The organism is Kitasatospora sp. NPDC127060, assembly GCF_042724935.1.
Lineage (GTDB): Bacteria > Actinomycetota > Actinomycetes > Streptomycetales > Streptomycetaceae > Kitasatospora.
The window spans coordinates 1-24,625 of record NZ_JBHXEG010000029.1 but is presented as its reverse complement, the minus strand read 5'-3'; the positions used below and the strand labels follow the sequence as shown (position 1 = coordinate 24,625).

21 protein-coding genes are annotated in these 24,625 nt (G+C 72.1%); 15 read left to right on the top strand and 6 right to left on the bottom strand.

Annotation, left to right across the window (positions count from 1 at the left end; all coding sequences use genetic code 11):
• Positions 1–47: 47 nt before the first annotated feature.
• On the bottom strand, positions 48–1,841 hold the full coding sequence (locus ACFWIS_RS18075) for a hypothetical protein (protein ID WP_380459388.1): 1,794 nt from the start codon (positions 1,839–1,841) through the stop codon (positions 48–50).
• Positions 1,838–2,902, bottom strand: a complete 1,065-nt coding sequence (locus ACFWIS_RS18070; protein WP_380459386.1) for an ATP-binding protein — start codon at positions 2,900–2,902, stop codon at positions 1,838–1,840. The genes ACFWIS_RS18075 and ACFWIS_RS18070 overlap by 4 nt, the downstream gene beginning before the upstream one ends.
• Positions 2,903–3,014: 112 nt before the next feature.
• Here ACFWIS_RS18070 and ACFWIS_RS18065 point away from each other — a divergent pair, with 112 nt between their 5' ends.
• The 4 genes from ACFWIS_RS18065 (at position 3,015) to ACFWIS_RS18050 (ending at position 7,435) form a co-directional block, all read left to right on the top strand.
• The gene (locus tag ACFWIS_RS18065; RefSeq protein ID WP_380459383.1) at positions 3,015–3,755 is read left to right on the top strand and encodes an NAD-dependent deacetylase; all 741 of its coding nucleotides are present in this window, start codon (positions 3,015–3,017) and stop codon (positions 3,753–3,755) included.
• Between the two features lie 102 nt (positions 3,756–3,857).
• On the top strand, positions 3,858–5,072 hold the full coding sequence (locus ACFWIS_RS18060; protein ID WP_380459381.1) for a cytochrome P450: 1,215 nt from the start codon (positions 3,858–3,860) through the stop codon (positions 5,070–5,072).
• Between the two features lie 20 nt (positions 5,073–5,092).
• Positions 5,093–6,091, top strand: coding sequence for an ADP-ribosylglycohydrolase family protein (locus tag ACFWIS_RS18055; RefSeq protein WP_380459378.1), 999 nt, complete (start codon positions 5,093–5,095; stop codon positions 6,089–6,091).
• Positions 6,092–6,127: 36 nt separating this feature from the next.
• Positions 6,128–7,435, top strand: coding sequence for a serpin family protein (locus ACFWIS_RS18050; RefSeq protein ID WP_380459376.1), 1,308 nt, complete (start codon positions 6,128–6,130; stop codon positions 7,433–7,435).
• Here the strand turns inward: ACFWIS_RS18050 and ACFWIS_RS18045 are convergent, their stop codons facing one another.
• The 4 genes from ACFWIS_RS18045 to ACFWIS_RS18030 form a co-directional block, all read right to left on the bottom strand.
• On the bottom strand, positions 7,436–8,551 hold the full coding sequence (locus ACFWIS_RS18045) for an ADP-ribosylglycohydrolase family protein (protein WP_380459374.1): 1,116 nt from the start codon (positions 8,549–8,551) through the stop codon (positions 7,436–7,438). It lies immediately after the preceding gene.
• 49 nt (positions 8,552–8,600) lie between these two features.
• Positions 8,601–9,899 carry a DUF2786 domain-containing protein gene (locus tag ACFWIS_RS18040; protein ID WP_380459372.1) on the bottom strand — a complete coding sequence of 433 codons (1,299 nt, stop codon included), beginning with the start codon at positions 9,897–9,899 and terminating at the stop codon, positions 8,601–8,603.
• A gap of 69 nt (positions 9,900–9,968) precedes the next feature.
• Positions 9,969–11,588, bottom strand: a complete 1,620-nt coding sequence (locus ACFWIS_RS18035; protein WP_380459369.1) for a transporter — start codon at positions 11,586–11,588, stop codon at positions 9,969–9,971.
• A gap of 17 nt (positions 11,589–11,605) precedes the next feature.
• Positions 11,606–12,436, bottom strand: a complete 831-nt coding sequence (locus ACFWIS_RS18030; protein WP_380459366.1) for an ABC transporter ATP-binding protein — start codon at positions 12,434–12,436, stop codon at positions 11,606–11,608.
• Between the two features lie 272 nt (positions 12,437–12,708).
• Here ACFWIS_RS18030 and ACFWIS_RS18025 point away from each other — a divergent pair, with 272 nt between their 5' ends.
• The 11 genes from ACFWIS_RS18025 (at position 12,709) to ACFWIS_RS17975 (ending at position 24,553) form a co-directional block, all read left to right on the top strand.
• Positions 12,709–13,254, top strand: coding sequence for a DUF1707 and DUF4190 domain-containing protein (locus tag ACFWIS_RS18025; RefSeq protein WP_380459364.1), 546 nt, complete (start codon positions 12,709–12,711; stop codon positions 13,252–13,254).
• A 478-nt stretch (positions 13,255–13,732) separates the two neighbouring features.
• Complete coding sequence (rpsL, locus tag ACFWIS_RS18020) at positions 13,733–14,104, top strand: 30S ribosomal protein S12 (protein ID WP_014144289.1); 372 nt, start codon at positions 13,733–13,735, stop codon at positions 14,102–14,104.
• A 2-nt stretch (positions 14,105–14,106) separates the two neighbouring features.
• On the top strand, positions 14,107–14,577 hold the full coding sequence (gene rpsG, locus ACFWIS_RS18015) for a 30S ribosomal protein S7 (RefSeq protein WP_030055803.1): 471 nt from the start codon (positions 14,107–14,109) through the stop codon (positions 14,575–14,577).
• Between the two features lie 39 nt (positions 14,578–14,616).
• Complete coding sequence (gene fusA, locus ACFWIS_RS18010; protein WP_380459362.1) at positions 14,617–16,722, top strand: elongation factor G; 2,106 nt, start codon at positions 14,617–14,619, stop codon at positions 16,720–16,722.
• A gap of 197 nt (positions 16,723–16,919) precedes the next feature.
• Positions 16,920–18,113: an elongation factor Tu gene (tuf, locus tag ACFWIS_RS18005; protein WP_326846505.1), complete on the top strand. Its 1,194-nt coding sequence runs from the start codon at positions 16,920–16,922 to the stop codon at positions 18,111–18,113.
• Between the two features lie 188 nt (positions 18,114–18,301).
• Positions 18,302–19,261 carry a glycosyltransferase family 2 protein gene (locus tag ACFWIS_RS18000; protein ID WP_380459359.1) on the top strand — a complete coding sequence of 320 codons (960 nt, stop codon included), beginning with the start codon at positions 18,302–18,304 and terminating at the stop codon, positions 19,259–19,261.
• Entirely contained in the window at positions 19,258–19,704 is a 447-nt protein-coding gene (locus ACFWIS_RS17995; protein WP_380459357.1) for a GtrA family protein, read from the top strand. Before ACFWIS_RS18000 ends, ACFWIS_RS17995 begins: the two co-directional genes overlap by 4 nt.
• 173 nt (positions 19,705–19,877) lie before the next feature.
• Positions 19,878–21,947 (top strand): hypothetical protein, encoded by a 2,070-nt coding sequence (locus ACFWIS_RS17990; protein ID WP_380459354.1) that lies wholly within the window; start codon positions 19,878–19,880, stop codon positions 21,945–21,947.
• 135 nt (positions 21,948–22,082) lie between these two features.
• Positions 22,083–23,405: a hypothetical protein gene (locus ACFWIS_RS17985; protein WP_380459351.1), complete on the top strand. Its 1,323-nt coding sequence runs from the start codon at positions 22,083–22,085 to the stop codon at positions 23,403–23,405.
• An 84-nt stretch (positions 23,406–23,489) separates the two neighbouring features.
• Positions 23,490–24,179 carry a glycosyltransferase family 2 protein gene (locus tag ACFWIS_RS17980; RefSeq protein ID WP_380459348.1) on the top strand — a complete coding sequence of 230 codons (690 nt, stop codon included), beginning with the start codon at positions 23,490–23,492 and terminating at the stop codon, positions 24,177–24,179.
• Complete coding sequence (locus tag ACFWIS_RS17975) at positions 24,176–24,553, top strand: DUF2304 domain-containing protein (RefSeq protein WP_380459346.1); 378 nt, start codon at positions 24,176–24,178, stop codon at positions 24,551–24,553. The genes ACFWIS_RS17980 and ACFWIS_RS17975 overlap by 4 nt, the downstream gene beginning before the upstream one ends.
• The last annotated feature ends 72 nt before the right edge of the window (positions 24,554–24,625 follow it).

Genomic DNA, 24,625 nt, shown 5'->3' with positions numbered 1-24,625 from the left:
CCGACTGCCCGGCGGATCCCCGCGCTCGTCCGGAAGACCGGCCCGCCCTAGCTCATCCGGAAGACCGGCCCGCGCGGGGTGAACGGCAGGCCGGCTCCGCGCGGGACGAGGAAGGCGTGCTCGCGGCGCAGCCGCAGCACGTCGCACTCGCCGTCGGTGATCACCAGGACGGGCGCCCCGGGCGGGAAGTCCTCGGCCCGCTCCAGCAGGTCGATGCCGGGTTGGAGGACGGTGCCGCCGCGCCCGTGCACCCGCAGCCGTCCGGCGATCTCCTCGACCGGGAGGTACCCGGCGTCGTGCGGGGCGGCGTCGCAGTGCACCACCCGGGCGGCCGGGACGTCCCGGGCGGCGGCGTAGGAGGCGATCGCGCCGAGCGCCTTGCCGAGCAGCGTGCGGTCCATCGAGCCCGAGGTGTCCAGGACGACCCCGAAGGTGCAGCGCGGCACCTCCTCCTCGGGGTGGTAGCGGCCGGCCCGGGGGATGTCCGGGGTGGCGGACTGCCGACGGGCGGGGCGGGAGTAGCTGCGCACCGGCTCCGGACGCGGCACGAACTCGTCGAACCAGCGGGCCAGTAGGGCGTCCCAGGGGAGCGGCGGGTGGGCGAGTGCGCGGATCTCCTCGACCAGGCCGGCCGGGAGCAGGCCGCGTCCGCGCTGGTGCAGTTCGAAGCCCTGCTGGAGGCCGCGCCGGTAGAAGTCGTCCAGGTCCACGTAGTCCCGGGGCGTTCCCAACGGCTCGCCGAGGACGTCCGGGCGGTTCTTCCCGGCCAGGGTGGCGAGGCGGCGGATCCGGCGCTGGTCGCGGGCGATCCGGTCGTACACCTCCTCGGCCGACAGGCCCTTCAACTGCGGGTCGTGCAGCAGCCCGTCGGGCATCTCGCCGACGCCCATCTCCAGCAGCCAGCCGTTGATGACGTAGTCGGCGGCGACGTTGAACAGGAACGGGTCCCGCCCGCCGCGGCGCTCGCCGTGCCGCAGGGCGGCGTGCAGGATCTCGTGGCCGAGGATGAACCGCCACTCCTCGTCGCCGTAGTGGCGCAGCGGGTTGACGTAGATCTCGCCCACCTCGGCGTTGACGGCGGCCACGGCGATGTCGTGGGCCCGGGCGAGTTCGGCGTCGGCCACCACGGTGAGGCCGGCCGCGATGCCGCCGAGCAGCGGGTACGAGGAGACGAACCAGTTGAGCGCCCGGTTCCAGGGCCGCTCGGGCAGGCGTTCCCCGGTGGCGGCGTCGATCCGGCCGCCGGCCCGGTCCATCGCGGCGGACATGGTGCGGGTGAGGGCGGCCGCGAAGGCCGTCGGCCAGTCCTCGCGGGCCTGGCCGTGGCCGTGCCACTCGACCAGCAGCTGGTCGCGCTCGGCGGTGCCGGCCGCCCCGGCGGCGTCGAGCGCGGGCAGGCCGTCGCCGCGCCAGCGGGCGGCCAGCTCCTCCTCGTCGCCGCCCGGGTACTCCTGCGGGAGCGGGACCGGGGCGCGGCCGACCGGGAAGGTGGCGAGGAAGCGGTTGACCACCGCGCAGCGGGCGGCGGCCTGGTAGGCGTCGGGCTGGGGGCGGTTGCCGCGGGCGCCCGGGAGGTGGCCGAAGCCCAGGTGCAGCAGGCAGTGCGCCAGCACCCAGGCCCACTCCTCGGGTTCGGCCCGGCGGCGCCGGTTGACGTGCAGGGTGCCGTTGGAGTCGACCACCGCCCAGCCGTCCGGCGGGGCGGTGGTGCACTCCTCGGTGCGGCAGACGTCGGCCCGCAGCGCGGCGAGGGCCGGGTTGCGGCGCAGTAGCCGGACGCCCTCGTCGAAGGCCTCGGTGCCGGGGTCGGGCTTCTTCGCGGCGGCCTGGGCGCGCTTCACCGGCGGGCCTCGACCAGCCGGGGCATGTCCCGGGCGGCCTCGATCAGGAACCAGGAGGGCAGCACCGGGTTGCCGTCCGAGCCGTCGGCGATCACCGTCTGGGCGACCTCCACCGAGATCTCGGCCAGCTGCACCAGCAGCGACTTGGCCCGGAAGGCGGTCTGCCGCTGCGCCCCGGAGGCGTGTTCCTTTCCGGCGGGCAGCTCCTTGACCAGCCGGCCGCGGAAGGCGTCGGCCAGGTAGTAGAGCAGGTCGCGGTCCTCCAGCCGGTGCGGCCAGCGGGCGTCGCCCTTGAGGATGGCCTCCAGGCCGTAGGAGTTGCGGACGATCTTCGCGTAGCCGCAGAAGGCGATCGCGTGCTGCGGGCTGAGCAGCCCGTACGCGACCACCTTGAGGGTCCCCTCGTCCAGGGTGGGGCCGAAGGAGTGCAGCGCGTCGGAGAGCATGTGCCAGGCGCGCGGGGTGGAGAACGGCTCCTCGGTCTTGGGCGGGGCGGACCACAGGTGGTCGGGCCGGTCGGTGAGGTGGTCGAGGATCCAGGGGTGGATGCCGGCGTCGGCCGCCCAGCGCAGCCAGTCCTCGGCGCTGGCCCGCAGATGGACGTGGACCATGCGGTTGACCAGCGCGGACGCCATCGGCCGGGCGAGCGCGCCGTCGGTGGCGCGGTTCCCGGCACCGATCACGATGGAGCCGGGCGGCAGCTCGTAGGAGCCGATCCGGCGGTCCAGGATCAGCGAGTAGAAGGCCTTCTGGACGTCCGGCGAGGCCGCGTTCAGCTCGTCCAGGAACAGGCAGTACGGCTCGTCGCGGGCGATCTGCTCGGGCGGGCAGAACCGGGAGCGGCCCTCGGGGGTGAGCTGGGGGACGCCGATCAGGTCCTCCGGGGCGAGCTGGGTGCCGACCAGGCTCACGCACTCCAGACCGAGCGACTCGGCGAACGCCCTGACCAGGGAGGACTTCCCGATCCCGGGGGCGCCCCAGAGGAACACCGGGCGGACGGTGGCCAGGCCGAGCAGCAGCTCGGGGACCTGGACGGGCGAGACGCTGACTGCTCCCTGCACGGGGCTCCTTCGTGGCGACGGTGCGTGACCGGCCCAGTGTGCGGCGGGAGTTGGCCGGGCGCATCCGGATTTTCGGTGGCCCGGGCCGCCCGGCGCCCGTACCGTCCGGGGTATGAACGCGAAGCGCCCCCTGATCGCCGTGCTCACCGGCGCGGGCATCTCGACGGACTCCGGCATCCCCGACTACCGCGGCCCGCAGGGGCTCTGGCGCAAGGACCCGTCGGCCGAGGAACTGGTCACCATCGGCCCGTACCGGGACGACCCCGCGGTGCGTCGGCGGGCCTGGCGGATGCGGCTGGACATCGGCGCGTCGGCCGCCGAGCCGAACGCCGGGCACCGGGCGCTGGTCGACCTGGAGCGCTCCGGGCTGCCGGTGCGGGTGCTCACCCAGAACATCGACGGGCTGCACCAGCGGGCCGGCCTGACCGACCGAAAGGTGCTCGAACTGCACGGCAACGTCCGGGAGACCCAGTGCCTGCGCTGCCGGGTGGTCGGGTCGATGCCGGAGGCGCTGGCGCGGGTCGAGGCGGGGGAGCCGGACCCGGACTGCCGGGAGTGCGGGGGGATCCTCAAGCCGCGGATCGTGATGTTCGGCGAGAACCTGGATCAGCAGGTGCTCGGCCAGGCCGACGCGATCGTCCGGGCCTGCGACCTGTTCATCGCGGTCGGCACCAGCCTCCAGGTGTTCCCGGTGGCGGGGCTGCCGTACAACGCGGTGAAGAGCGGGGCGAAGCTGATCATCGTGAACGGCGAGGAGACGCCGTACGACGTGGCCGCGACCGAGGTGATCCGGGAGCCGATCTCCACCGCGCTGCCGGAGCTGGTGCGCAGGCTTGTCGCGGAAGGGGCGTAACGAAGGGGGGCGTAACGAAGGGGCGTAAGGACCCTTTACGGACGTACCGCATGCATACGATGATCTTCCCGGCTTCCCCTCACGGCCTGGAGTGATCGAGCGATGACGACGACGGCGAAGTTCGACCCCTGGTCGGCGGAGTTCGTGGCCCACCCGTACGACGCGTACGCCGAACTGCGCGAGCACGCGCCGGTGACGTACCACGAGCCGACGAACCAGTGGCTGGTCTCCCGCCACGAGGACGTCAGCGCCCTGCTGCGCGACCGGCGGCTCGGCCGCACCTACACCCACCGGTTCAGCCACCAGGAGTTCGGCCGCCCCGAGCCCGACCCGGCGCACGAGCCCTTCCACACCCTCAACGACCACGGGCTGCTCGACCTGGAGGCCCCCGACCACACCCGGATCCGCCGGCTGGTCTCCAAGGCCTTCACCCCGCGCATGGTCGAGGGGCTGCGCCCCACCGTCCGGCGGCTGGCCGGGGAACTGGTCGACGGACTGCTCGCGGCCGGCGGCGGGGACCTCGTCTCCGCCGTCGCCGAACCGCTGCCGGTCGCCGTGATCGCCGAGATGCTCGGCGTGCCGGAGGCCGACCGGCACCTGCTGCGCCCCTGGTCCGCCGACATCACCGGGATGTTCGAGCTCAACCCGAGCGAGGAGACCGCCCGCCGGGCCGTCACCGCGAGCACCGAGTTCTCCGACTACCTGCGCGCCCTCATCCGCGAGCGCCGGGCGGCCCCGGGCGAGGACCTGATCAGCGCGCTCATCCAGGCCCAGGAGGGCTCCGACGCGCTCAGCGAGCAGGAGATGGTCTCCACCTGCGTGCTGCTGCTCAACGCCGGCCACGAGGCGACCGTCAACACCACCGGCAACGGCTGGTGGGCGCTGTTCCGCCACCCCGGCGAACTCGCCCGGCTGCGCGGCTCGGTGGACGAACTGCTGCCCACCGCCGTCGAGGAACTGATGCGCTGGGACACCCCGCTGCAGATGTTCGAGCGCTGGGTGCTGGACGACGTCGAGGTCCGCGGCGTCACGATCCCGCGCGGCGCCGAGCTCGCCCTGCTCTTCGGCTCCGCCAACCGCGACCCGGAGCGCTTCGCCGACCCCGACCGCCTCGACCTCGGCCGCACCGACAACCCGCACATCACCTTCGGCGCCGGAATCCACTTCTGCCTGGGCGCCCCGCTTGCCAGACTGGAACTCACCGAGTCCTACGGCACGCTGCTGCGCCGGGCCCCGGGCCTGCGGCTGGTCCGCGAGCCCGAGTGGAACCCGGGCTACGTGATCCGCGGGCTCAAGGAACTGCTGGTCGAAGTCTGAGACCTGAGGGGGAGAAGGCCGTGGGCAAGGCGACGGGGGCACTGCTGGGGCTGGCGATCGGCGACGCGATGGGCCGGCTCACCGAGTTCCATGACGTCGAGCGGATCGCCGCCGACCACCCGGACTGGCGGCGGCTCCCGCTGCCGCAGCGGGCGCTGGTCACCGACGACACCCAGATGACGCTCGCCCTCGCCCGCGGCCTGCGCACCGCCCTGGCGCGCGGGCCGCTGACCCCGCTGCGGCTGGAGCGCCCGGTCCGCGAGGAGTTCGTCGACTGGTGGCGCTCCCCGGAGAACAACCGCGCCCCCGGCATGACCTGCCTGCGCGCCTGCGAGCGGCTCAGCCACGACGTGTACCGCTGGCAGCAGGCCAGCGACGTCGGCTCCAAGGGCTGCGGCGCCAACATGCGGGTCGCCCCGGTCGGGCTGATCCGCGAGCTGGACGCCGGCCAGCTCTCCGGCGCCGCCCAGCTGCAGTCCGCGCTCACCCACGGCCACCCGACCGCGCTCGCCGCCAGCGACCTCACCGCGTACGCCGTGCGCAAGCTCGCCGACGGCGTCCCGCCCGCCGGGCTGCCCGCGGTGCTGCGGGCGTACGCGCTGGCGGGCCGCGAGCGGTACGACGCGTTCTGGCTCGGCGACCTCGCCGAGCGCTGGTACGGCGCCTCCCCGCAGGCCGTCCTCGCCCGGGGCTGGGACGACTGCCTCAAGGTGCTCGACCAGCTGGAGGCAGCGCTCGCCGCACCCGACGTCGAGGCCGACCCCTGCCTGGCCACCGGCGAGGGCTGGGTCGCCGAGGAGGCCTTCGGCACCGGGCTGCTCTGCTTCCTGCTGCTGCCCGACGACCCGGTGGCCGCCGTCCGCCGGGCCGCCTACTCCAGCGGCGACTCCGACTCGCTGGCCTGCCTGACCGGCGCCTTCGCCGGCGCCCACCACGGCGAGGCGGTCTGGCCCCGGGAGTGGGTCGAGCGGATCGAGCACCGGGACGAACTGCTGGAGTTCGGCGCGCTCTGGGACTGAGCGGAACCCGGGGCGGGAGCGCCGCGTCGAAGGTCCATGACGAACCGCAGCACGCTCGGAAGCCACCGCCGTCGCCCGGCGGCGCTGCTCCTCGCCGCCGCCCTCGCCGCGCCGCTGCTCAGCGGCTGCGGCAGCACCGGATCCGCCGCCACCGGCGAACTGCGGTCCTCCGCGCCGGCCGGCCGGCCCGCGGTGGATCCGGCCCAGGTGGCCGCTACCGCCAAGAGCACCGACGCCTTCGGCCTGGACCTCCTGCACACCCTCACCGCCGACCCGGCCGGCGCCGGGCACAACCTGGTGGTCTCGCCCGTCGGGCTGGCCACCGTGCTCGGGATGCTGGTGCCCGGCGCGCGGGGCGCGACCGCCGAGGAGCTGGCCAGGGCCCTGCACACCGACCTCGACCCGAAGCAGTACGCGCTCGCGGTCGGGGCACTCGACCAGCGGACCGGCAACACCGACCTGCACCAGGCCGACGAGGTCTGGACGCAGCAGGGCTTCCCCGTGGAGCCGGACTACCTGGCGACGCTCGCCGCCGCCTTCGACGCCGGAGTGCACACGACCGACTTCAAGAAGGACCCGGACGGCAGCCGCAAGGCGGTCAACGCCGCCGTGGAGAAGGCCACCGAGGGGCGGATCAAGGACCTCTTCCCCCCGAAGGCGATCAATCCGGACACCCGGCTGGTCCTCACCGACGCGCTCCACCTCAAGGCGAAGTGGGCCTCGGAGTTCAAGCCCGCCCACACCGAGGACCGCCCGTTCCACAAGCTCGACGGCTCCACCCCGCCCGTCCCGCTGATGAGCCAGACCGGCGGGTTCAAATACGCGGACGGCTCCGGCGGGATCGTCGGCGAGCCCTGGCAGGCCGTCGAACTCCCGTACGCGAGTAGCAACTTGGCGATGGACCTGATCGTCCCCGCGCAGGGCGGCTTCGCGGCCTTCGCCAAGGGGCTGGACCAGCCACAGCTGGACCGGATCCTCGGCGCCCTCGCCGAGCAGCCCGTCGACCTCCAGCTGCCGCGCTTCCACTTCGACACGTCCAACGAGCTCACCCCCGCGCTGCGCTCGCTCGGCGTCCACGCGGCCTTCGACAAGGCCGACTTCGGCGGCATCGCCAAGGAGCCCCTCGCCGTCAGCACGGTGGTGCAGAAGGCCACCATCGAGGTCGACGAGGGCGGTACGGTCGCGGCGGCCGGCAGCGGCGCCGGGCTCGCCGGGGCGGCGGCGCCGTCCCCGCGTCAGACCGCCCAGCTGCACATCGACCGGCCGTTCCTGTTCCTGATCCGGGACACCGCCACCGGGCGGCCGCTGTTCCTCGGTCAGGTCACCGATCCGCAGGCGAAGTAGCTACCAGGCCGGGTAGCGCCCGCCGAGCGCCGGGTGGCCCGGGTCGCGGCTGCCGAACAGCACCAGCAGGTCGTCCGCGACCGTCAGCAGCTCGGCCCGGCCCTCGACGGCCCCCGCCCAGTCGGCGGGCAGCGCCGAGGCGCCGTACGCGGCCCCGACCAGGTTGCCGCAGACCGCGCCGGTGGAGTCGCTGTCCCCCGAGTGGTTCACCGACAGCAGCAGCGCGGTGCGCACCGGGTCCGGGTCGAGGGTGGCCGCCAGCAGCGAGTGCACCGCGATGCCCAGGCACTCCTCGGCGATCCAGCCGAGCCCGACCCGCTCCACGGTGTCCGCCGAGGGCTCGGCCTCCTGGGCCAGTCGCACCGCCCGGGCCAGCGCCTGGACGGTCTCCTTGGACTTCGGCAGTTCGCGGATCTGCTCCACCGTCTCGCCGACCGCCGCCCACGGCTCCGTCCCGGCCGCCAGCCGCTCGACCAGCGCCGCGAAGGCGCCGGCCGCGAGGTAGCCGGTCGGGTGCCCGTGGGTGAGCTGGGCGCACTGCACGGCCAGCCCGAAGGACTGCTCGACACCGAGCCGGGCCAGCCCGAACGGCGCCGCGCGCATCACCGAACCGCAGCCCTTGGAGCCGGGGTTGATCGGCCCCGGACTCCCGATCGGGGACGGCGCCTCGAACACCGGGTGCTCGGACACCCCGCTCAGACAGGCGTTGCCCGGCGCCCGCCGGGCGTACAGGAACGGCCGGCCGAGCAGCCAGCCGTCGTACGGGCGGGGCTGCGGCCCGGCGTCCGGCTCGGGCTGGTACTGGGTGCGCAGCCAGCGCCGGTAGGCGCCGTGCACGGCCTCCGGCACCGAGCCGCCGCCGCCCGACCAGCCGCGGACGAACCCGCGGATCAGGCCCTCGGCGGTGAACAGCGTCATCTGGGTGTCGTCGGTGACCTCCACCGGCCCGGTGCTCCCGGACGGCAACGCGGTCACGCCCTGCGGACCGAACCGGTCCCGGATCTGGTGGAGCTGCTGGAACTCCACCGGCCAGCCCAGTGCGTCGCCGATCGCGCCGCCGAGCAGCGCACCGCGCACCCGGTCCCGGTATCCCGACTCCGCCGCGGACTCCGTCACGTCGAATCCCCCTTCGTTCGTGGCGGGGTCGTTTCTATCAGGCGCGGCGTCAGTTGTGGATCTCGCCCCGCCCGTGCAGCGCGGCGCGGTCGGCCGCGGCCCGCCCGGCCGCCCAGCCCTCGCCGTCGCTGACCCGGACCCGCTGCGAGACCAGCTTCGGGAACAGCCGGCCGACCTCGTCGTCCACCGCCGCCGAGCGGGCGGCCAGCGCGGGCAGCAGCCGCTCGTCCGGCAGCAGTTGCTCCTCGGTGCCGTCCTCGCGCAGGTGCCGGCCGGCCGCGGCGGCGCTGGTGGCCCGCTCGGTGGCGGCGGTCAGCCGCTCGCGGATCCGCGCCGCGTAGGCGACCAGGAAGGACTGCCGGAAGGCCTTGCTGCGGGAGTCCTTGCCGGAGCCGGCCTTGTTGAGCGCGTGGGTGGCCTGGACCAGCAGCGAGGTGTAGAGCAGCTCGACGCCGTCGAGGTCCCCGTCGAAGCCGATCACGGTGCAGAAGCCGTACTCCTTCGCCCACACCACCCGGCACCGGTTGGCCACCGCGACCGCGTCCAGCAGCATCGTCTTGGGGCCCTCGTACGGGTTGTCCACGCCGATCCGCAGCGCCGCCGGGGTGTCCCGGTCGGCCGCGGCGGCGGCCAGCAGCGCCCCGTCGATGCTGTGCTGGGCCATCAGCTGCTGGGCCTTGGCGGTCAGCGCCTCGGCCTCCTCCGGGAACTCGGTGGACTCGGCCTTGGCCAGCAGGGCCCGGATCCGGGCCAGCATCCGCGGCTCGCCGGCCGATGCCCCGCGATGCCGCGGTCCGGTGGGGCGCCGCACCGGACCGGGCTGGCCGGACTGCCCCGGCGCGGGGCCGACCGGCGCGATCGGGGGCAGTCGGCCCCAGCTGCGCAGCAGCTCCAGGAGGGTGGTGGCGAGCGCGAAGCGGTCCAGCCGGTGCCGGTGGGCGAAGGCGCCGAGGTACTGCTCGTCGGCCGGCCACCAGACCTCGGCCTCCAGCTCGCGCAGCTGCTCCTGCCAGCGCCGGTCCAGGACCGCGACGGGGTGGCGGCGGCCCTCGGCGGCGATCAGGTCCACCGCGAGCGCCAGGTGGACGGGGGTCAGCCCGCGCCGCACCACCCGCACCAGGTCCGCCGGGCGCCACCCGGCGGACCAGCAGCGGCCCACCGCGGTGTCCGCGTACCCGAGCAGCGCCCGGCTGACGGCCGGCCACTGCCCGGCCGAGGCGGCCAGCAGCGAGGCCCCGGTGTCCAGGGCGAGGTCCAGTGCGTCGTCGGGGGCGGTGAGCACCGAGCGCACCGCCTGCTCCAGCAGCGGCCCGGCGTTCCCGTCGCCCTGCTGCGCGCGCTTGCCCACGGTGTCCCTGCTCTCCTCGACGGTCCCGCCCCTCCGGCCCATGATGCCGGAGGGGCGGGCGAGGCGGTCCTACCGCTCGATGGCCTTGGCCATGATCTCCGGCACACGGTCCAGCAGCTTGGCGGCCGCCAGCCGGATGCCGAGGGTGGCGACCAGGGCGCCGTAGAGCGGGCCCAGCAGCAGCAGCGGCCAGGTCGGCCCGTCCGAGTCGAGCGCCCACAGCAGGTAGCCGCCGACCGGCAGGGCGAGCACCGCGACACCGAGCATCGAGCCGAACTGGTTGAGCAGGATCAGCCCGCCCTGCCCGGGGGCGGCGTTGCGCATCGGGTTGCTGTCGGCCGGCATGGTGTACGGCGCCAGCACGCTGAACACCGAGCCGAGCGCGATGCCGCAGCCGAGCACCGCCACCGCCAGGCCGACCGCGGACGGCAGCTCGGCCCACTCGCCGGTGGCGGCGGCCAGCACCAGCCCGAGCACCAGCGCGACCGGGACGGCGTACGACAGCACCGCGTACGCCCGGCCGCGCAGCTCGTCCCGGGCGTCGGCCGGGGTGCGCAGGGTGGCGGCGACCATCCAGAACGCCGAGCCGTCCATGCCGAACAGGTTGAGCATCTGCAGCCCGAGGAACGTCCCGGTCATCGCCAGCAGGTAGACGCTGGACCAGCCCTGGACCATCGACAGCACGCAGATCACCAGGGTCATCCCGACACTGGTGAACAGCGCTGCCTTGGCCCGCGGCTCGCGCCAGGCGTACCGCAGGTGGCGCTGCATCACCGCGCCGGTGCGGCCCTCCGGCAGGAAGCGCCAGCCGCGGCCGTTCTCCACCCCGCGGGCCACCTCCAGGGTGGAGGAGTCGGCGGTCACCATCAGCTGCTGCAGGCTGCCGCGCCACCAGCGCAGCAGCAGGACCAGCAGCGCGGCGGCCGCGGCCAGCTGGAGCAGTGCCACCGCGTACTCGCCCTCGCCGACGCTGCGGGGGGCGTCCGCCGCGCTGACCGGCGGGATCCAGCGCAGCACCGCGGCGATCGGCTTGAGCGGGCTGAGGTCGAGGTCCTGGCCGTGCCGGCGGCCGAAGATGCTCTGCGAGCCGATGTTGGCGGCCTGGACGAGCAGCGCGAAGGCCAGTCCGCCGAAGATCGCGAAGTCCTTGCCGCGTCGGCTGGAGAGCATCCGGGCGTTCCCGGCCGCGACCGCCCGGGACAGCGTGACCAGGCAGAGCAGCGCGAGCGGCACGGCGACCACCGCGGTGGCGGCCGCGCCGACCCCGGCCGCGCCGGACAGCACGGCGCCGGTCACCAGCACCAGGCTGATCAGCGGACCGGGCCCGATCAGCGCGGCCAGCAGCGAGCCGCGCAGCAGCGGGCCGGGCCGCAGCGGCAGCATGGTGAGCCTGGTCGGGTCGGCGCTCTCGTCGCTGGAGAACAGGAACAGCGGCAGCGCGGCCCAGCCCAGGGTGAGCACGCCGAGCAGCATCACCCCGGTGTCCCCGGAGCCGGCGTAGCGCCCGTTCAGCATCGCCATGCCGAAGGCCATGCCGCCGGCCACGACCAGGCCGAGGACGCCTCCGATGACGTACACGGCGGTCCGGCCGGGGCTGCGCCGCAGCCCGTTGCGCAGCAGCCGCAGCTTGAGGGACACCAGGCCGCGGACCACCGTCCGCCCGTCGGGCACCATCGCGGCGGCGCTCATGCCCCCAGCTCGCTCGTTCACCGGGCGCCGCCGGAGTGTCCGCCGCCGAGCCAGCCGAGGGACTGGCCGTCGTCCTCGCGGACGCCGACCAGCTCCAGGAAGGCCTCGTGCAGGCTGCGCGCGCCGCGGACGGAGTCCAGCGGGCCCTGGGCGATCACCCGGCCCGCGTTGACCACGGCCACCCAGTCGCAGAGCTGCTCGACCAGTTCCATCACGTGGCTGGAGAAGACCACGGTGGAGCCGGCCGCCGCGTACCGCTTGAGCACGCCGCGGATGGTCTGGGCGGAGACCGGGTCGACGCCCTCGAAGGGCTCGTCCAGGAACAGCACGTCGGGGTTGTGCAGCAGCGCGGCGGCCAGGCCGATCTTCTTGCGCATGCCGGTGGAGTAGTCGGCGACCAGCTTGTCGGCGTCCCGGCCGAGGTCCAGGACGGCCAGCAGCTCCTCGGCGCGGCGGTCCACCTCGGCGGCGGGCAGGCCGCGCAGCCGGCCGGTGTACTGGAGCAGCTCGCGCCCGCTGAGCCGCTCGAACATCCGCAGGCCCTCGGGCAGGATGCCGATCCGGGCCTTGACCGTGACCGGGTCGGCCCACACGTCGGTGCCGTGCACCAGCACGGTGCCCTGGTCGGGCCGGAGCAGTCCGGTGACCATGGACAGCGTGGTGGTCTTGCCCGCGCCGTTCGGCCCGACCAGGCCGAAGAACGCCCCGGTGGGCAGCTCCAGGCTGAGTCCGGCCACGGCGGCCTGGTCACCGAAGCGCTTCCACAGTCCTCGGATGCTGACGGCGGACGGGGTGTCCGGTCCGCCGGGGCCGACGGGGGTCGATTCGGAGGGCGACGCTGACGCCATGGCGGCCTTCTGTCTGTGGTGGTGGGTGGACGCACGGATGGACGTGAGGATGGTCGGGCGATGGCTGGGGAGCCCAGCGTGGCACCGCCCGTACGGGCTGTCGCCCGCTTTGAGCATCCTCTGAGGCTGTCCGCCGAACGAGTGAGGCGCGCCGCCCGGCGGCCGGCTTTCGGGAGCCGCCGGTCCGGTTCGGCAACTACTCAGTTCCCTTGTTCGTCCTGCACTATGAGGAGCAGTGAGCGCGGGGGTGCCGCGGGGCCGGGAGGTGGCGGATGTCCGTTCAACCGTGGGGCCAGCACGGTCCCGCCGATCGGTACGGCCGCGGGCCGGCTGTCGGCGGCTGGCAGCCCGCGCCGCCCCCGCAGGCGGCGATGCGGGCGAGCCACGCGGACCGGGACCGGACGGTGGACGTGCTGAAGGCCGGGTTCGCCGAGGGCCGGCTGTCCGCCGAGGAGTACGGGCAGCGCCACGAGGCCGCGGCCCGGGCGGTCACCTACGGCGAGCTGGCCGCCCTGGTGGCCGACCTGCCGTCCGGGCCGATGCCGGCGCCGCTGCAGGCCGCGCAGCCGGTCCCGGCGACCTTCCTGGTCCCGCCGCCGGTGCCGCAGGCCCGCCCCACCAGCGTGCTGGCGGTGGTCTCCCTGGTGTGCAGCCTGACCTTCGTCCTCGCGGTGCCCGCGGTGGTGACCGGCCACATCGCCCGCGCGCAGATCCGGGACCGCAACATGGACGGGGACTGGGCGGCCGTCCTCGGTCTGGTGCTCGGCTACCTGGGAAGCTCCTTCTGGTTCCTGATGATCCTGTTGGCCTTCGCTTAGGGCGTGTCTGACAGTTCGCGTCGGATCAGCACGCGGCGTCGCGCGCCCGGCGGGAACTGTCAGACACGTCCCAGGGCCCGCGCCCCCGCTGGCGGCCGTCCGCCGACTGTGGTAGAGCGGGTGGAGGGCGGCCCGACACCGGCCGGTCGCGTACGGGACACCGGGGCGACACCCGGCCGAAGGCCACGACCTGCGGCGTTGCATTTGTTTTGACCGAGCCCCATGCGCTAGGTACGCTCTGACCTTGTGCCTGGGGTGTCCCCGGGTCCTTGTGCGTGCATGCACACCGGTCGCCGCGCCGAGCCGGAGCGCTTCCCAGCGCGCCGCGCGTAGAGCGCCGTCGCTGTACAGCAGCCATGGGATTCCGTGACGGAAAAGCCCAACACACCCGACCGCGTGGGTCGACCACGGGGTCGTGTGCGAGGGAACACCGCAGGTTAGTTCCACCAAGCCTTGGCACACAGAAAACGGAGAAACGGTGCCTACGATCCAGCAGCTGGTCCGAAAGGGCCGGCAGGACAAGGTCGAGAAGAACAAGACTCCCGCGCTGAAGGGCTCCCCGCAGCGCCGTGGGGTCTGCACGCGTGTGTACACGACCACCCCGAAGAAGCCGAACTCGGCTCTCCGCAAGGTCGCCCGTGTGCGCCTCACCAGCGGGATCGAGGTCACCGCTTACATCCCGGGCGAGGGCCACAACCTGCAGGAGCACTCCATCGTGCTGGTTCGCGGTGGTCGTGTGAAGGACCTTCCTGGTGTCCGCTACAAGATCATCCGCGGTTCGCTCGACACCCAGGGTGTCAAGAACCGCAAGCAGGCTCGCAGCCGCTACGGCGCCAAGAAGGAGAAGTAAGAATGCCTCGTAAGGGCCCCGCCCCGAAGCGCCCGGTCATCATCGACCCGGTCTACGGCTCCCCGGTCGTCACCCAGCTGGTCAACAAGATCCTGCTGCACGGCAAGCGCTCCACCGCCGAGCGGATCGTCTACGGCGCCCTCGAGGGCGTCCGTGAGAAGACCGGCTCGGACCCGGTCGTCACGCTGAAGCGTGCGCTGGAGAACGTCAAGCCGGCCCTCGAGGTCAAGTCCCGCCGTGTCGGTGGCGCGACCTACCAGGTTCCGGTCGAGGTCCGTCCGGGCCGCGCCAGCACCCTGGCGCTGCGCTGGATGGTCGGTTACTCCCGCGCCCGTCGCGAGAAGACCATGACCGAGCGCCTGATGAACGAGATCCTCGACGCCAGCAACGGCCTGGGCGCTTCCGTGAAGCGTCGCGAGGACACCCACAAGATGGCCGAGTCCAACAAGGCCTTCGCGCACTACCGCTGGTAGTCCGTACCCCGTCACTAGACAGAGAGAGAACGAGCCACAATGGCTGCAACCTCCCTTGACCTCGCCAGGGTCCGCAACATCGGGATCATGGCGCACATCGACGCGGGCAAGACCACCACCACCGAGCGGATCCTGTTCTACACCGGTGTGTCGTACAAGATCGGTGAGGTCCACGATGGCGCTGCCACCATGGACTGGATGGAGCAGGAGCAGGAGCGCGGCATCACGATCACGTCGGCCGCGACGACCTGTCACTGGACGGTCGACGACGTCGACAACACCATCAACATCATCGACACCCCGGGTCACGTCGACTTCACCGTCGAGGTTGAGCGCTCGCTGCGCGTCCTCGACGGCGCCGTGACGGTGTTCGACGGTGTCGCCGGTGTCGAGCCCCAGTCCGAGACCGTGTGGCGGCAGGCTGACCGCTACGGCGTCCCGCGCATCTGCTTCATCAACAAGCTGGACCGCACGGGCGCGAACTTCTTCTTCTGCGTCGACACCATCGTGGAGCGCCTCGGCGCCACCCCGCTGGTGATGCAGCTGCCGATCGGTGCCGAGGCGGACTTCAAGGGCGTTGTCGACCTTGTCCGCATGAAGGCGCTGGTCTGGTCCGCCGAGGCCGCCAAGGGCGAGATGTACGACATCGTCGACATCCCGGCCGACCTCCAGGACCAGGCGGCCGAGTACCGCGAGACGCTGATCGACACCGTCTCGAACGTCAGCGACGAGATCATGGAGCTCGCCCTGGAGGGCGAGGAGATCCCGGTCGAGCTGCTGCAGGACGCGATCCGCAAGGGCACCCTGAACTCGGACTTCACCCCGATCTTCTGCGGTACCGCCTTCAAGAACAAGGGCGTTCAGCCCCTGCTCGACGCGGTCGTCAAGTACCTGCCGTCGCCGCTGGACATCGAGTCCGTCGAGGGCACGAAGCCGAACGACCCGGAGACCAAGATCTCCCGCAAGGCTTCGGACGACGAGCCGCTGGCCGCGCTGGCGTTCAAGATCATGTCCGACCCGCACCTGGGCAAGCTCACCTTCGTCCGGATCTACTCCGGCCGCCTGGAGTCCGGCACCTCGGTGCTGAACGCCGTCAAGGGCAAGAAGGAGCGCATCGGCAAGATCTACCGCATGCACGCGAACAAGCGTGAGGAGATCGAGTCGGTGGGCGCCGGCGACATCGTCGCCGTCATGGGCCTGAAGCAGACCACCACCGGTGAGACGCTGTCCGACGAGAAGAACCCGGTCATCCTGGAGTCCATGGACTTCCCGGCCCCGGTCATCCGCGTCGCGATCGAGCCCAAGTCCAAGGGTGACCAGGAGAAGCTGGGTGTCGCCATCCAGCGTCTCGCCGAGGAGGACCCGTCCTTCCAGGTCAACACGGACGAGGAGACCGGCCAGACCATCATCGCGGGTATGGGCGAGCTGCACCTCGAGGTGCTGGTCGACCGTATGAAGCGTGAGTTCAAGGTCGAGGCCAACGTCGGCAAGCCGCAGGTCGCGTACCGCGAGACGATCCGTCAGGCCGTCGAGCGCATCGACTACACCCACAAGAAGCAGACCGGTGGTTCCGGTCAGTTCGCCAAGGTGCAGATCGCGATTGAGCCGCTCGAGCAGGCCGAGGGCTACGAGTTCGTCAACAAGGTCACCGGTGGCCGCGTCCCGCGCGAGTACATCCCGTCGGTCGACGCCGGTTGCCAGGAGGCCATGGAGTTCGGTGTCCTCGCCGGCTACCCGCTCCAGGGCGTTCGCGTGAGCCTGCTGGACGGCCAGTCGCACGACGTCGACTCGTCCGAGCTCGCGTTCAAGATCGCCGGTTCGATGGCCTTCAAGGAAGGCGCGCGGAAGGCCAAGCCGGTCCTCCTCGAGCCGATGATGGCCGTCGAGGTCACCACGCCCGAGGACTACATGGGCGACGTGATCGGCGACATCAACTCTCGCCGTGGCCAGATCCGGTCCATGGACGAGCGTCACGGTGCCCGCGTCGTCACGGCGCTGGTGCCCCTCTCCGAGATGTTCGGCTACGTCGGTGACCTGCGCAGCAAGACCTCTGGTCGCGCGAGCTACTCGATGCAGTTCGACTCGTACGCCGAGGTCCCCAAGGCCGTGGCTGAGGAGATCATCGCCAAGTCCAAGGGCGAGTGACGTCCCGATATTCGGGATGATTCACACCCCTTAGGCTGTTAGGAGGCGACTCGGGAGGATCCGTCCGGATCCTCCCGGGCCCTCCGGCCCCCCACCCACGGGAGGGTGCGAAGTGCCTCGGGCACCCGTACCGGGCCCGTAACCAAAGACCAACTGACGTCAGCACGGCGTACAGGAACTGTCCTCAGGAGGACTCAGTGGCCAAGGCGAAGTTCGAGCGGACGAAGCCCCACGTCAACATCGGCACCATCGGTCACATCGACCACGGCAAGACCACGCTGACCGCGGCCATCACCAAGGTGCTGCACGACGCGTACCCGGAGATCAACCCCTTCACGCCGTTCGACCAGATCGACAAGGCCCCGGAGGAGCGTCAGCGCGGTATCACCATCTCGATCGCGCACGTCGAGTACCAGACCGAGGCGCGTCACTACGCCCACGTCGACTGCCCGGGTCACGCTGACTACATCAAGAACATGATCACCGGTGCGGCCCAGATGGACGGTGCGATCCTCGTCGTCGCCGCCACCGACGGCCCGATGCCGCAGACCAAGGAGCACGTCCTCCTGGCCCGCCAGGTCGGCGTCCCCTACATCGTCGTCGCCCTGAACAAGGCCGACATGGTGGACGACGAGGAGATCCTGGAGCTCGTCGAGCTCGAGGTCCGTGAGCTCCTCTCCGAGTACGAGTTCCCGGGCGACGACCTGCCGGTCGTCCGCGTCTCCGCGCTGAAGGCGCTGGAGGGCGACAAGGAGTGGGGCGAGAAGCTCCTCGGCCTGATGCACGCGGTCGACGAGGCCATCCCGACCCCGGCCCGCGCCGTGGACCAGCCGTTCCTGATGCCGATCGAGGACGTCTTCACGATCACCGGTCGTGGCACCGTCGTCACCGGTCGCATCGAGCGTGGCATCCTCAAGGTCAACGAGACTGTCGACATCATCGGCATCAAGGAGACCAAGACCACCACCACGGTCACCGGCATCGAGATGTTCCGCAAGCTGCTCGACGAGGGCCAGGCCGGTGAGAACGTCGGTCTGCTGCTCCGTGGCATCAAGCGCGAGGACGTCGAGCGCGGCCAGGTCATCATCAAGCCGGGTTCGGTCACCCCGCACACCGACTTCGAGGCCCAGGCCTACATCCTGTCGAAGGACGAGGGTGGCCGCCACACCCCGTTCTTCAACAACTACCGCCCGCAGTTCTACTTCCGTACCACGGACGTGACCGGCGTCGTGACCCTCCCCGAGGGCACCGAGATGGTCATGCCGGGCGACAACACCGGCATGACGGTCGCGCTGATCCAGCCGATCGCCATGGAGGAGGGCCTGAAGTTCGCCATCCGTGAGGGTGGCCGCACCGTCGGCGCCGGCCAGGTCACCAAGATCATCAAGTAATTGATGTTCTGACCTGCCTGCCCCGTCAGGCTTGTCCGAAGGGCCCCACGCACCCTCGCGGTGCGTGGGGCCCTTCGGCGTCTCACCCGGCGCTCACCTGGGCGCCCTTCTCTCACGGGCGGCTCATCGCCGGCTGTTATGGTCGGCTCACCAGCCAGCCCCGCCGTCGCGGAAAGTGGGACCAACGCATGTCTACGGCACCGCTGTTGTCGGTCGTGATGCCGATCTACAACGAGCAGGAGGCGCTCCCGCTGACGGTCGAGCGGCTGCGTCCGATCCTGGACGGGCTGGGAGTCGACTACGAGGTCGTCGGCGTCGACGACGGCAGCCGGGACGCCACACCCGTGCTCATGCAGAAGATCCGGCAGGACTGGCCGGAGTTCCGCATCGTCCGCTTCGCCCGCAACTCCGGGCACCAGGCCGCGCTCACCGCCGGAATCCACCGCGCGGTCGGCGACTACGTGGTGAGCATCGACGCCGACCTCCAGGACCCGCCGGAGAAGATCCCGGAGATGCTCGCCCTGGCCCGCGAGCAGAGCCTCGACGTGGTCTACGGCGTACGCGGCGACCGCGGCACCGACACCGCCTTCAAGCGGCGCACCGCCGGCGCCTACTACTGGCTGATGCGCCGGCTGGTCGGCAAGCGGATGCCCAACCAGGCCGGTGACTTCCGGCTGCTCAGCCGCGCCGCCGTGGACGCCCTCAAACAGCTGCCCGAGCACCAGCCGGTGTACCGACTGCTGGTGCCCTGGCTCGGCTTCCCCAGCGGCGAGGTGGTGTACGTCCGCGAGGAGCGGGTCGCCGGCGGCACCCACTACCCGCTGTCCAAGATGGTGCGGCTCGCGCTGGACAGCATCACCAACTTCTCCGCCGCCCCGCTGCGACTGGCCACCTACCTCGGCCTGGTCAGCTTCGTGGTCTGCATCGGGCTCGCGATCCACGCCACCGTCTCGTACGCGCTCGGCTCGACGGTGCCCGGCTGGTCCTCGCTGTTCATCGGGATGCTCTTCCTCGGCGGCGTGCAGCTGATCTGCGTCGGACTGCTGGGGGAGTACGTCGGCCGGATCTACTCCGCGGTGCAGAACCGCCCGACCTACTTCGTCGGCTACGACTCGGCCGAGGACGACGAGCGGGGCCGGGGCCGGTGACGCTCACCGAGGAGCCCGCCGGGCCCGCCCGGGGGACCCGCCGCCAGCTGCCGTCCTTCCTGGTCATCGGCGTCCTCAGCACCGTCTTCTACCTCGGGCTGTTCGTCCTCGCCCGCTGGTTCACCGACCCGCAGGCGGCGAACCTGATCGCGCTGGCCGTCAGCGCGGTGGCCAACACGGCGGCCAACCGCCGCTTCACCTTCGGGGTGGTCGGCTCGCGGGGGATGGTCCGCGACCAGCTGCAGGGCGCGGTGGCCTTCCTGATCGGGCTCGGCCTCAGCTCCGGGGCGCTCGCCCTGCTGGACCGGGTGGTGCCGCACGCCTCCCGGCCGGTGGAGGTGGGCGGGCTGGTCGTCGCCAACGGCCTGGCCACGGTGGCGCGGTTCGTGCTGCTGAAGGTCTGGGTCTTCCGCGGCCGGGAGTCCGGGGCCACGGACGCGTGATCCCGGGCCGCCACCCCGGTCGGTTCGCGGACGGCCCGGCCGCCCCTGGGCCGACCGGCGTAGCGGCGCCCTCGGTATGCTGGGCCCTCGTAGCCTGCCCGCAGACGGTAGATGAAGTCCGGACCCGGTAGGGGAGACGGGCGGCAGGGACTTGACCGGAGGGGCACGGCACCGTGTCGACCGTACACAGCTCGCCCGACAGCGGGCTCCAGAGTCCGACCGCGCCGCCGGGGCCGCCGGGCCCGCCCGCTGACGGACGGCCGCGGCGCAATCCGCTGGTGCTGGCCGGCGGAGTCGCCCTGTCCTGGCTGGTGCCGGCCGGGCTGGTCGCGGTGCACCTCGGGGTGGTGCTGCTGCCGCTACTGCTGCTCGCGATAGCCGCAGTGATCCGGGTCGGCGGTGTGCTGCTCGACCGGCTCTTCGTCGCCGGGCTGATCCTGGCCGGGTCGGTGCTGACCTTCGGTCTGGCCTTCTCGCTCTGGCCGTGGGGCCTGTCGCCGGTCGCCACCAGCGGCCTGATGTTCACCGTGCTGACGGCGGCCGCCTGGGCCGCCCGGCGCTCCCCCCGGCTGCCGCTGCGCTTCCGCTGGTCCGACCTGCTGGTGGTGGGCACCTTCGGCGGGTTCTGGCACTACCTGTACCACCCGATCGCCGGGGCGTCGGCGGCCGAGCGGGTCGCCTACCTGGCCACGGCCGAGGACCGGCTCTCGCACTTCTCGTTCTTCTCCGGCATCGAGGGCGTCGGCGGCTTCAACTTCCTCCACCAGGGGGCGGCCAAGGCGTACCTGATCCCGCCGTCCGAGGTGACCTACCCGCAGGGCTCGCACTTCCTGCTGGCCTGGACCGACACGCTGGTGCACTCCGCCGCCAACCCCGGCGACATGCTCCAGACCATGAACCGGTACCTGCTGTACCTGCTGGTCGCGTACGCGCTGTTCTGCACGGCCCTGGTCTGGGCCGCCCGCTGGATCGGCGGGCCGCGGCTGCGCGGCTGGCAGGCCGCCGCGGTGTGCGCGAGCGTCGCGTCGATCATGTTCGCCAGCAACTACCTGGACCTCCTGGTCCACGGCTTCGACTCGACCTTCATCGGCCTGCTGCTGATCGCGCTCGCGCTGGCGGTGCTCGTCCGGCCGGCGATGGGACGCACCGAGTTCGTGCTGGCCGCCTCGGCCGGGCTGATCACCGTCACCTACACCTACAACATCTACGGCGCGTTCGTCGGCGTGGCCCTGCTGGGCGCCCTGGTGGTGCACCGGCGCCGGTTCGCCGGGCACTGGTGGTGGACGCTCGGCGCGCTGGCGTGCGCGCTGGGCGTGGCCGCGCTGCCGAGCGTCCTGTCGGTGTTCGGCAACCTGAACGTCGCCGACGCCTCGAACATGAGCGGCCCGAGCGTCGCCGCGGACCGCTCGGTCCTGATCGGCGGCGGGCTGCTCGGCCTGCTGGCGGCGGCCATGCCGCGCAACCGCCGGACCGCCACCGGCCAGGCCCACCTCGCGGTGCTGCTCGGCACCGGCGGCCTGCTCACCGCCTTCGCCGCGTACCAGCTGCACAGCATCGGGCGGTACTCGTACTACTTCCACAAGATGACGGCCGTGGGCGTCGTGGTCGCCCTGATCTCGCTCGGCGCCGTCGGGACCTTCCTGCGGACGGCGTCCCGGGGGAGCGGCCGCACGCTGACCCGGCGCCTGAACGAGCTGGTGCTCTCCGGGCTGGCCGTCGCCGCCGCGCTGAGCCTCTTCGCCAACGTGCAGTGGGGCTTCCTGGCCACCAAGGACAACCCGTCCGCCTGGTCCGGCAACCCGCTGGTGGCCTGGGGCCGCGGCGAGTACGAGAGCGACATGGGCCCCAAGGGCATCGAGGCGCTGGCCCCGCTGCGCGGCACCGGCGGCCCGGTGATCGCCCTCGTCTCCAACGACGACTACAAGAACCTGAAGGCCACCTGGCTCGCCTCGCTGCTGAACCGGCGCGGCGGCGACATGAAGGCGCTGTACGACATCCACTGGGTGGACATCGGCGGGCCGCAGGTGAAGGAGGAGGACTACCAGCGGTCCTTCGGCCGGCTGAAGGGAGCGATCGAGCAGCTCCCCGCGCCGCACCCGCCGGTGACCATCCTGACCGCCGACCAGTCCGTGGGCGACCGGATCAAGCGGGACCTGGCCAAGCAGGGCCTGGCGGTCAAGGTGCAGAGCGATCCGGGCCTGCTCTGGACCCAGCCGTGGGGCCGTACCTTCCCCGGCGTCTGAGTCGTCGTCGGGGAAGGGGTCCGTGCGCACCGAGCGTTCACGGCCACCCGCTACTATTCACAGCAATCGCACGGCCTGGCCGGCCTCGTGCGGAAACGTGTGGCAAGGCCGGCCGGTGAATTCGGTGGTCATGTGATGAAGAACCCGATCGCCAGGCTGCTGGGGGTGCTCCCCCCGGGGGCGCGGCTCGTGGTCGGTGGCACGGTCGTGCTCGGAGCCTCGGCGTACGTCTACATGGCGCTCGTGGGCTACAGCCTGAGCACTGTGGGCGCGGCCAGGGTGACGATGCTCTGGACCATCGTGATGTCCGTGGGGTGGGGACTCTTCCAGCCGGTCGAGCTGGAGCTGACCCGGCTGGTGGCCGCCCGGAAGGTGGCCGGGCACGGATCCCTGCCCGCGGTGCGCCGGATGCTGCTGCTCGCGATGGCGATCCTGGTCGCGGTGTGCGCGGTGCTGGCGGTCGCCGCCCGCCCGATCGCCGACCAGCTGTTCAGCGGCGACCGGACCCTGGTGGTCGCGCTGGCCGGCGGCCTGGCCGGCCTCGCGGTGAGCTCGGTCGCCCGCGGCGCGCTGGCCGGCCTCGGGCTGTTCGGTCCGTACGGCACCCAGCTGGCGGTCGACGGCGGGCTGCGGATCGGGCTGGCCGCGCTGGCCGCGGCGGTCGGCCTGCACTCGGCGATGGCCTTCGGCCTGATCCTCTTCGTCTCCCCGCTGGTCGCCTCGCTGATCGGCCTGCGCGACACCCTCGCCGACCGCACCCCGGGCCCGGAGGTGTCCTGGAAGCAGCTGACCAGCGGCCTCGGCCTGCTGATCGCCTCGGTGATGCTCAGCCAGCTGGTGGTCAACGCGACCGTGGTCTGCGTGCGCCTGCTCTCGCCGAAGCACTCCGAGGCCTCCGACGCGCTGGTCTTCGCGGTCGGCCAGGCCGTGGTGATGGCCCGGGCGCCGCTGTTCGCCTACAGCGCCCTGCAGGCCTCGATGGTCTCCGCGCTTTCCGGCGCCGCCGCGGCCGGCGACCACGCCGAGTTCCGCAAGGTGCTGACCCGCACCACCGCGATCGTCGCCGCGATGTGCATCGGCGGCGGCCTGCCGGTGATCGTGCTCGGCTCCAAGCTCAACCCGCTGCTCTTCAACGCCAAGGACGTGCTCGGCCCGCTGGACTTCACCTGGCTGGTGTTCGGGACGCTCTGCTACGTCCTCGCGACGGTCTTCGGCCAGGCCCTGATGTCGAGCGCGCAGCACCGCCGCCAATTGGTGGGCTGGACGGCCGGTTCCGTAGCATTGGTGGCTGTCGCGCTCGCTCCGGGTGCCGTCGGCCTCCGCGCGGAGCTCGCGTACCTGGCCGGCTCGCTGGTCAGTGCCGTACTGATGCTGTGGTCGCTGTACCGCGCGTTCCCCTCCCGCCCCGTCGCCGACCCGGCCGACCGGACCGCAGCAGAGCCGCTGCGGACCTCCTGAGGTACGGGGGCCCGATGCGATCCATCACCGATAGACAGACCCGAGGCACGGGCTGCCGTGCCGTTCGCCAAGCATGGAGCACCTGTGTCCGAGTATGACAACGTCTGGCTGGTGATCCCGGCCTACAACGAAGGCCAGGTGATCGCCGAGGTCGTGGAGGGGGCTCGCAAGACCTTCCCGAACATCGTGGTGATCGACGACGGCTGCACCGACGACACGGCCCAGCACGTCATGACGACCGGCGCCCACCTGGTGCGGCACCCGGTCAACCTGGGGCAGGGTGCGGCGCTCCAGACCGGTCTGAAGTACGCGCTGTCGCAGGAGGGCGCCGAGTACTTCGCGACCTTCGACGCGGACGGCCAGCACCAGACGGCCGACGTCGAGAAGATGGTGGCGCTGCTCCGCGAGGGCGAGGCCGACATCGTGCTCGGCTCCCGCTTCATCGAGCAGACCGGCCAGGTGCCGTGGATCAAGCGGGTGGTGCTGCGCACCGCCGCCGCGGTCAGCCCGACCGCCCGCAAGCTCAAGCTCACCGACGCGCACAACGGTCTGCGGGTGATGAACCGCGAGGCCGCCAGCCGGATCAAGATCACCATGAACGGCATGGCGCACGCCTCGGAGATCGTCTCCTTCCTCGCCGGCTCGGACCTGCGGGTCGCCGAACTCCCGGTCGACATCCTCTACACCGACTACTCGCGCGCCAAGGGCCAGTCCCTGATCAACGGCGTGAACATCCTCTTCGACATCTCGCTGCGGGAGCGTAACGGCCGATGAACCACCTCTGGATCCAGCTCATCCTCGTCGTGGCGGCCGTCGTCATGGCGCTCGTGTTCGTCTGGCGCTGGGACAAGGCGAACACCCGGGCGTGGAAGCGCATCGCCTTCACGCTCTTCGTGATCGTCAACGTCGTCGCGATCCTCTGGCCGACCGGCGTGACCAAGCTGGCCACCGCGCTGGGCGTCGGCCGCGGCACCGACCTGGTGCTCTACCTGATGGTCATCGCCATGGGCTTCCTGACCCTCAACACCTACCTGCGCTTCCGCTCGCTGGAGAAGAAGCTCACCGACCTGGCCCGCACCGTGGCCATCACCGAGGGCGTCCGCCACAACAACGACCGGCTCAACGTCCCGGTCAGCTCCGACCACTGAGACGGACCTCGCGAACGGCTGAGGGCCGGCACCCCCGACGGGGGTGCCGGCACACAACCCTACCGACGCCCG

Excerpts from the sequence above, each read along its gene's own strand:
- rpsG (WP_030055803.1), top strand. The coding sequence starts at position 14,107 with ATGCCTCGTAAGGGCCCCGCCCCGAAGCGCCCGGTCATCATCGACCCG.
- ACFWIS_RS18065 (WP_380459383.1), top strand. The coding sequence starts at position 3,015 with ATGAACGCGAAGCGCCCCCTGATCGCCGTGCTCACCGGCGCGGGCATC.
- fusA (WP_380459362.1), top strand. The coding sequence starts at position 14,617 with ATGGCTGCAACCTCCCTTGACCTCGCCAGGGTCCGCAACATCGGGATC.
- ACFWIS_RS18050 (WP_380459376.1), top strand. The coding sequence starts at position 6,128 with ATGACGAACCGCAGCACGCTCGGAAGCCACCGCCGTCGCCCGGCGGCG.
- ACFWIS_RS17985 (WP_380459351.1), top strand. The coding sequence starts at position 22,083 with ATGAAGAACCCGATCGCCAGGCTGCTGGGGGTGCTCCCCCCGGGGGCG.
- ACFWIS_RS18060 (WP_380459381.1), top strand. The coding sequence starts at position 3,858 with ATGACGACGACGGCGAAGTTCGACCCCTGGTCGGCGGAGTTCGTGGCC.
- ACFWIS_RS18000 (WP_380459359.1), top strand. The coding sequence starts at position 18,302 with ATGTCTACGGCACCGCTGTTGTCGGTCGTGATGCCGATCTACAACGAG.
- ACFWIS_RS18035 (WP_380459369.1), bottom strand. The coding sequence starts at position 11,588 with ATGAGCGCCGCCGCGATGGTGCCCGACGGGCGGACGGTGGTCCGCGGC.
- ACFWIS_RS18025 (WP_380459364.1), top strand. The coding sequence starts at position 12,709 with ATGTCCGTTCAACCGTGGGGCCAGCACGGTCCCGCCGATCGGTACGGC.
- ACFWIS_RS17975 (WP_380459346.1), top strand. The coding sequence starts at position 24,176 with ATGAACCACCTCTGGATCCAGCTCATCCTCGTCGTGGCGGCCGTCGTC.
- ACFWIS_RS18030 (WP_380459366.1), bottom strand. The coding sequence starts at position 12,436 with ATGGCGTCAGCGTCGCCCTCCGAATCGACCCCCGTCGGCCCCGGCGGA.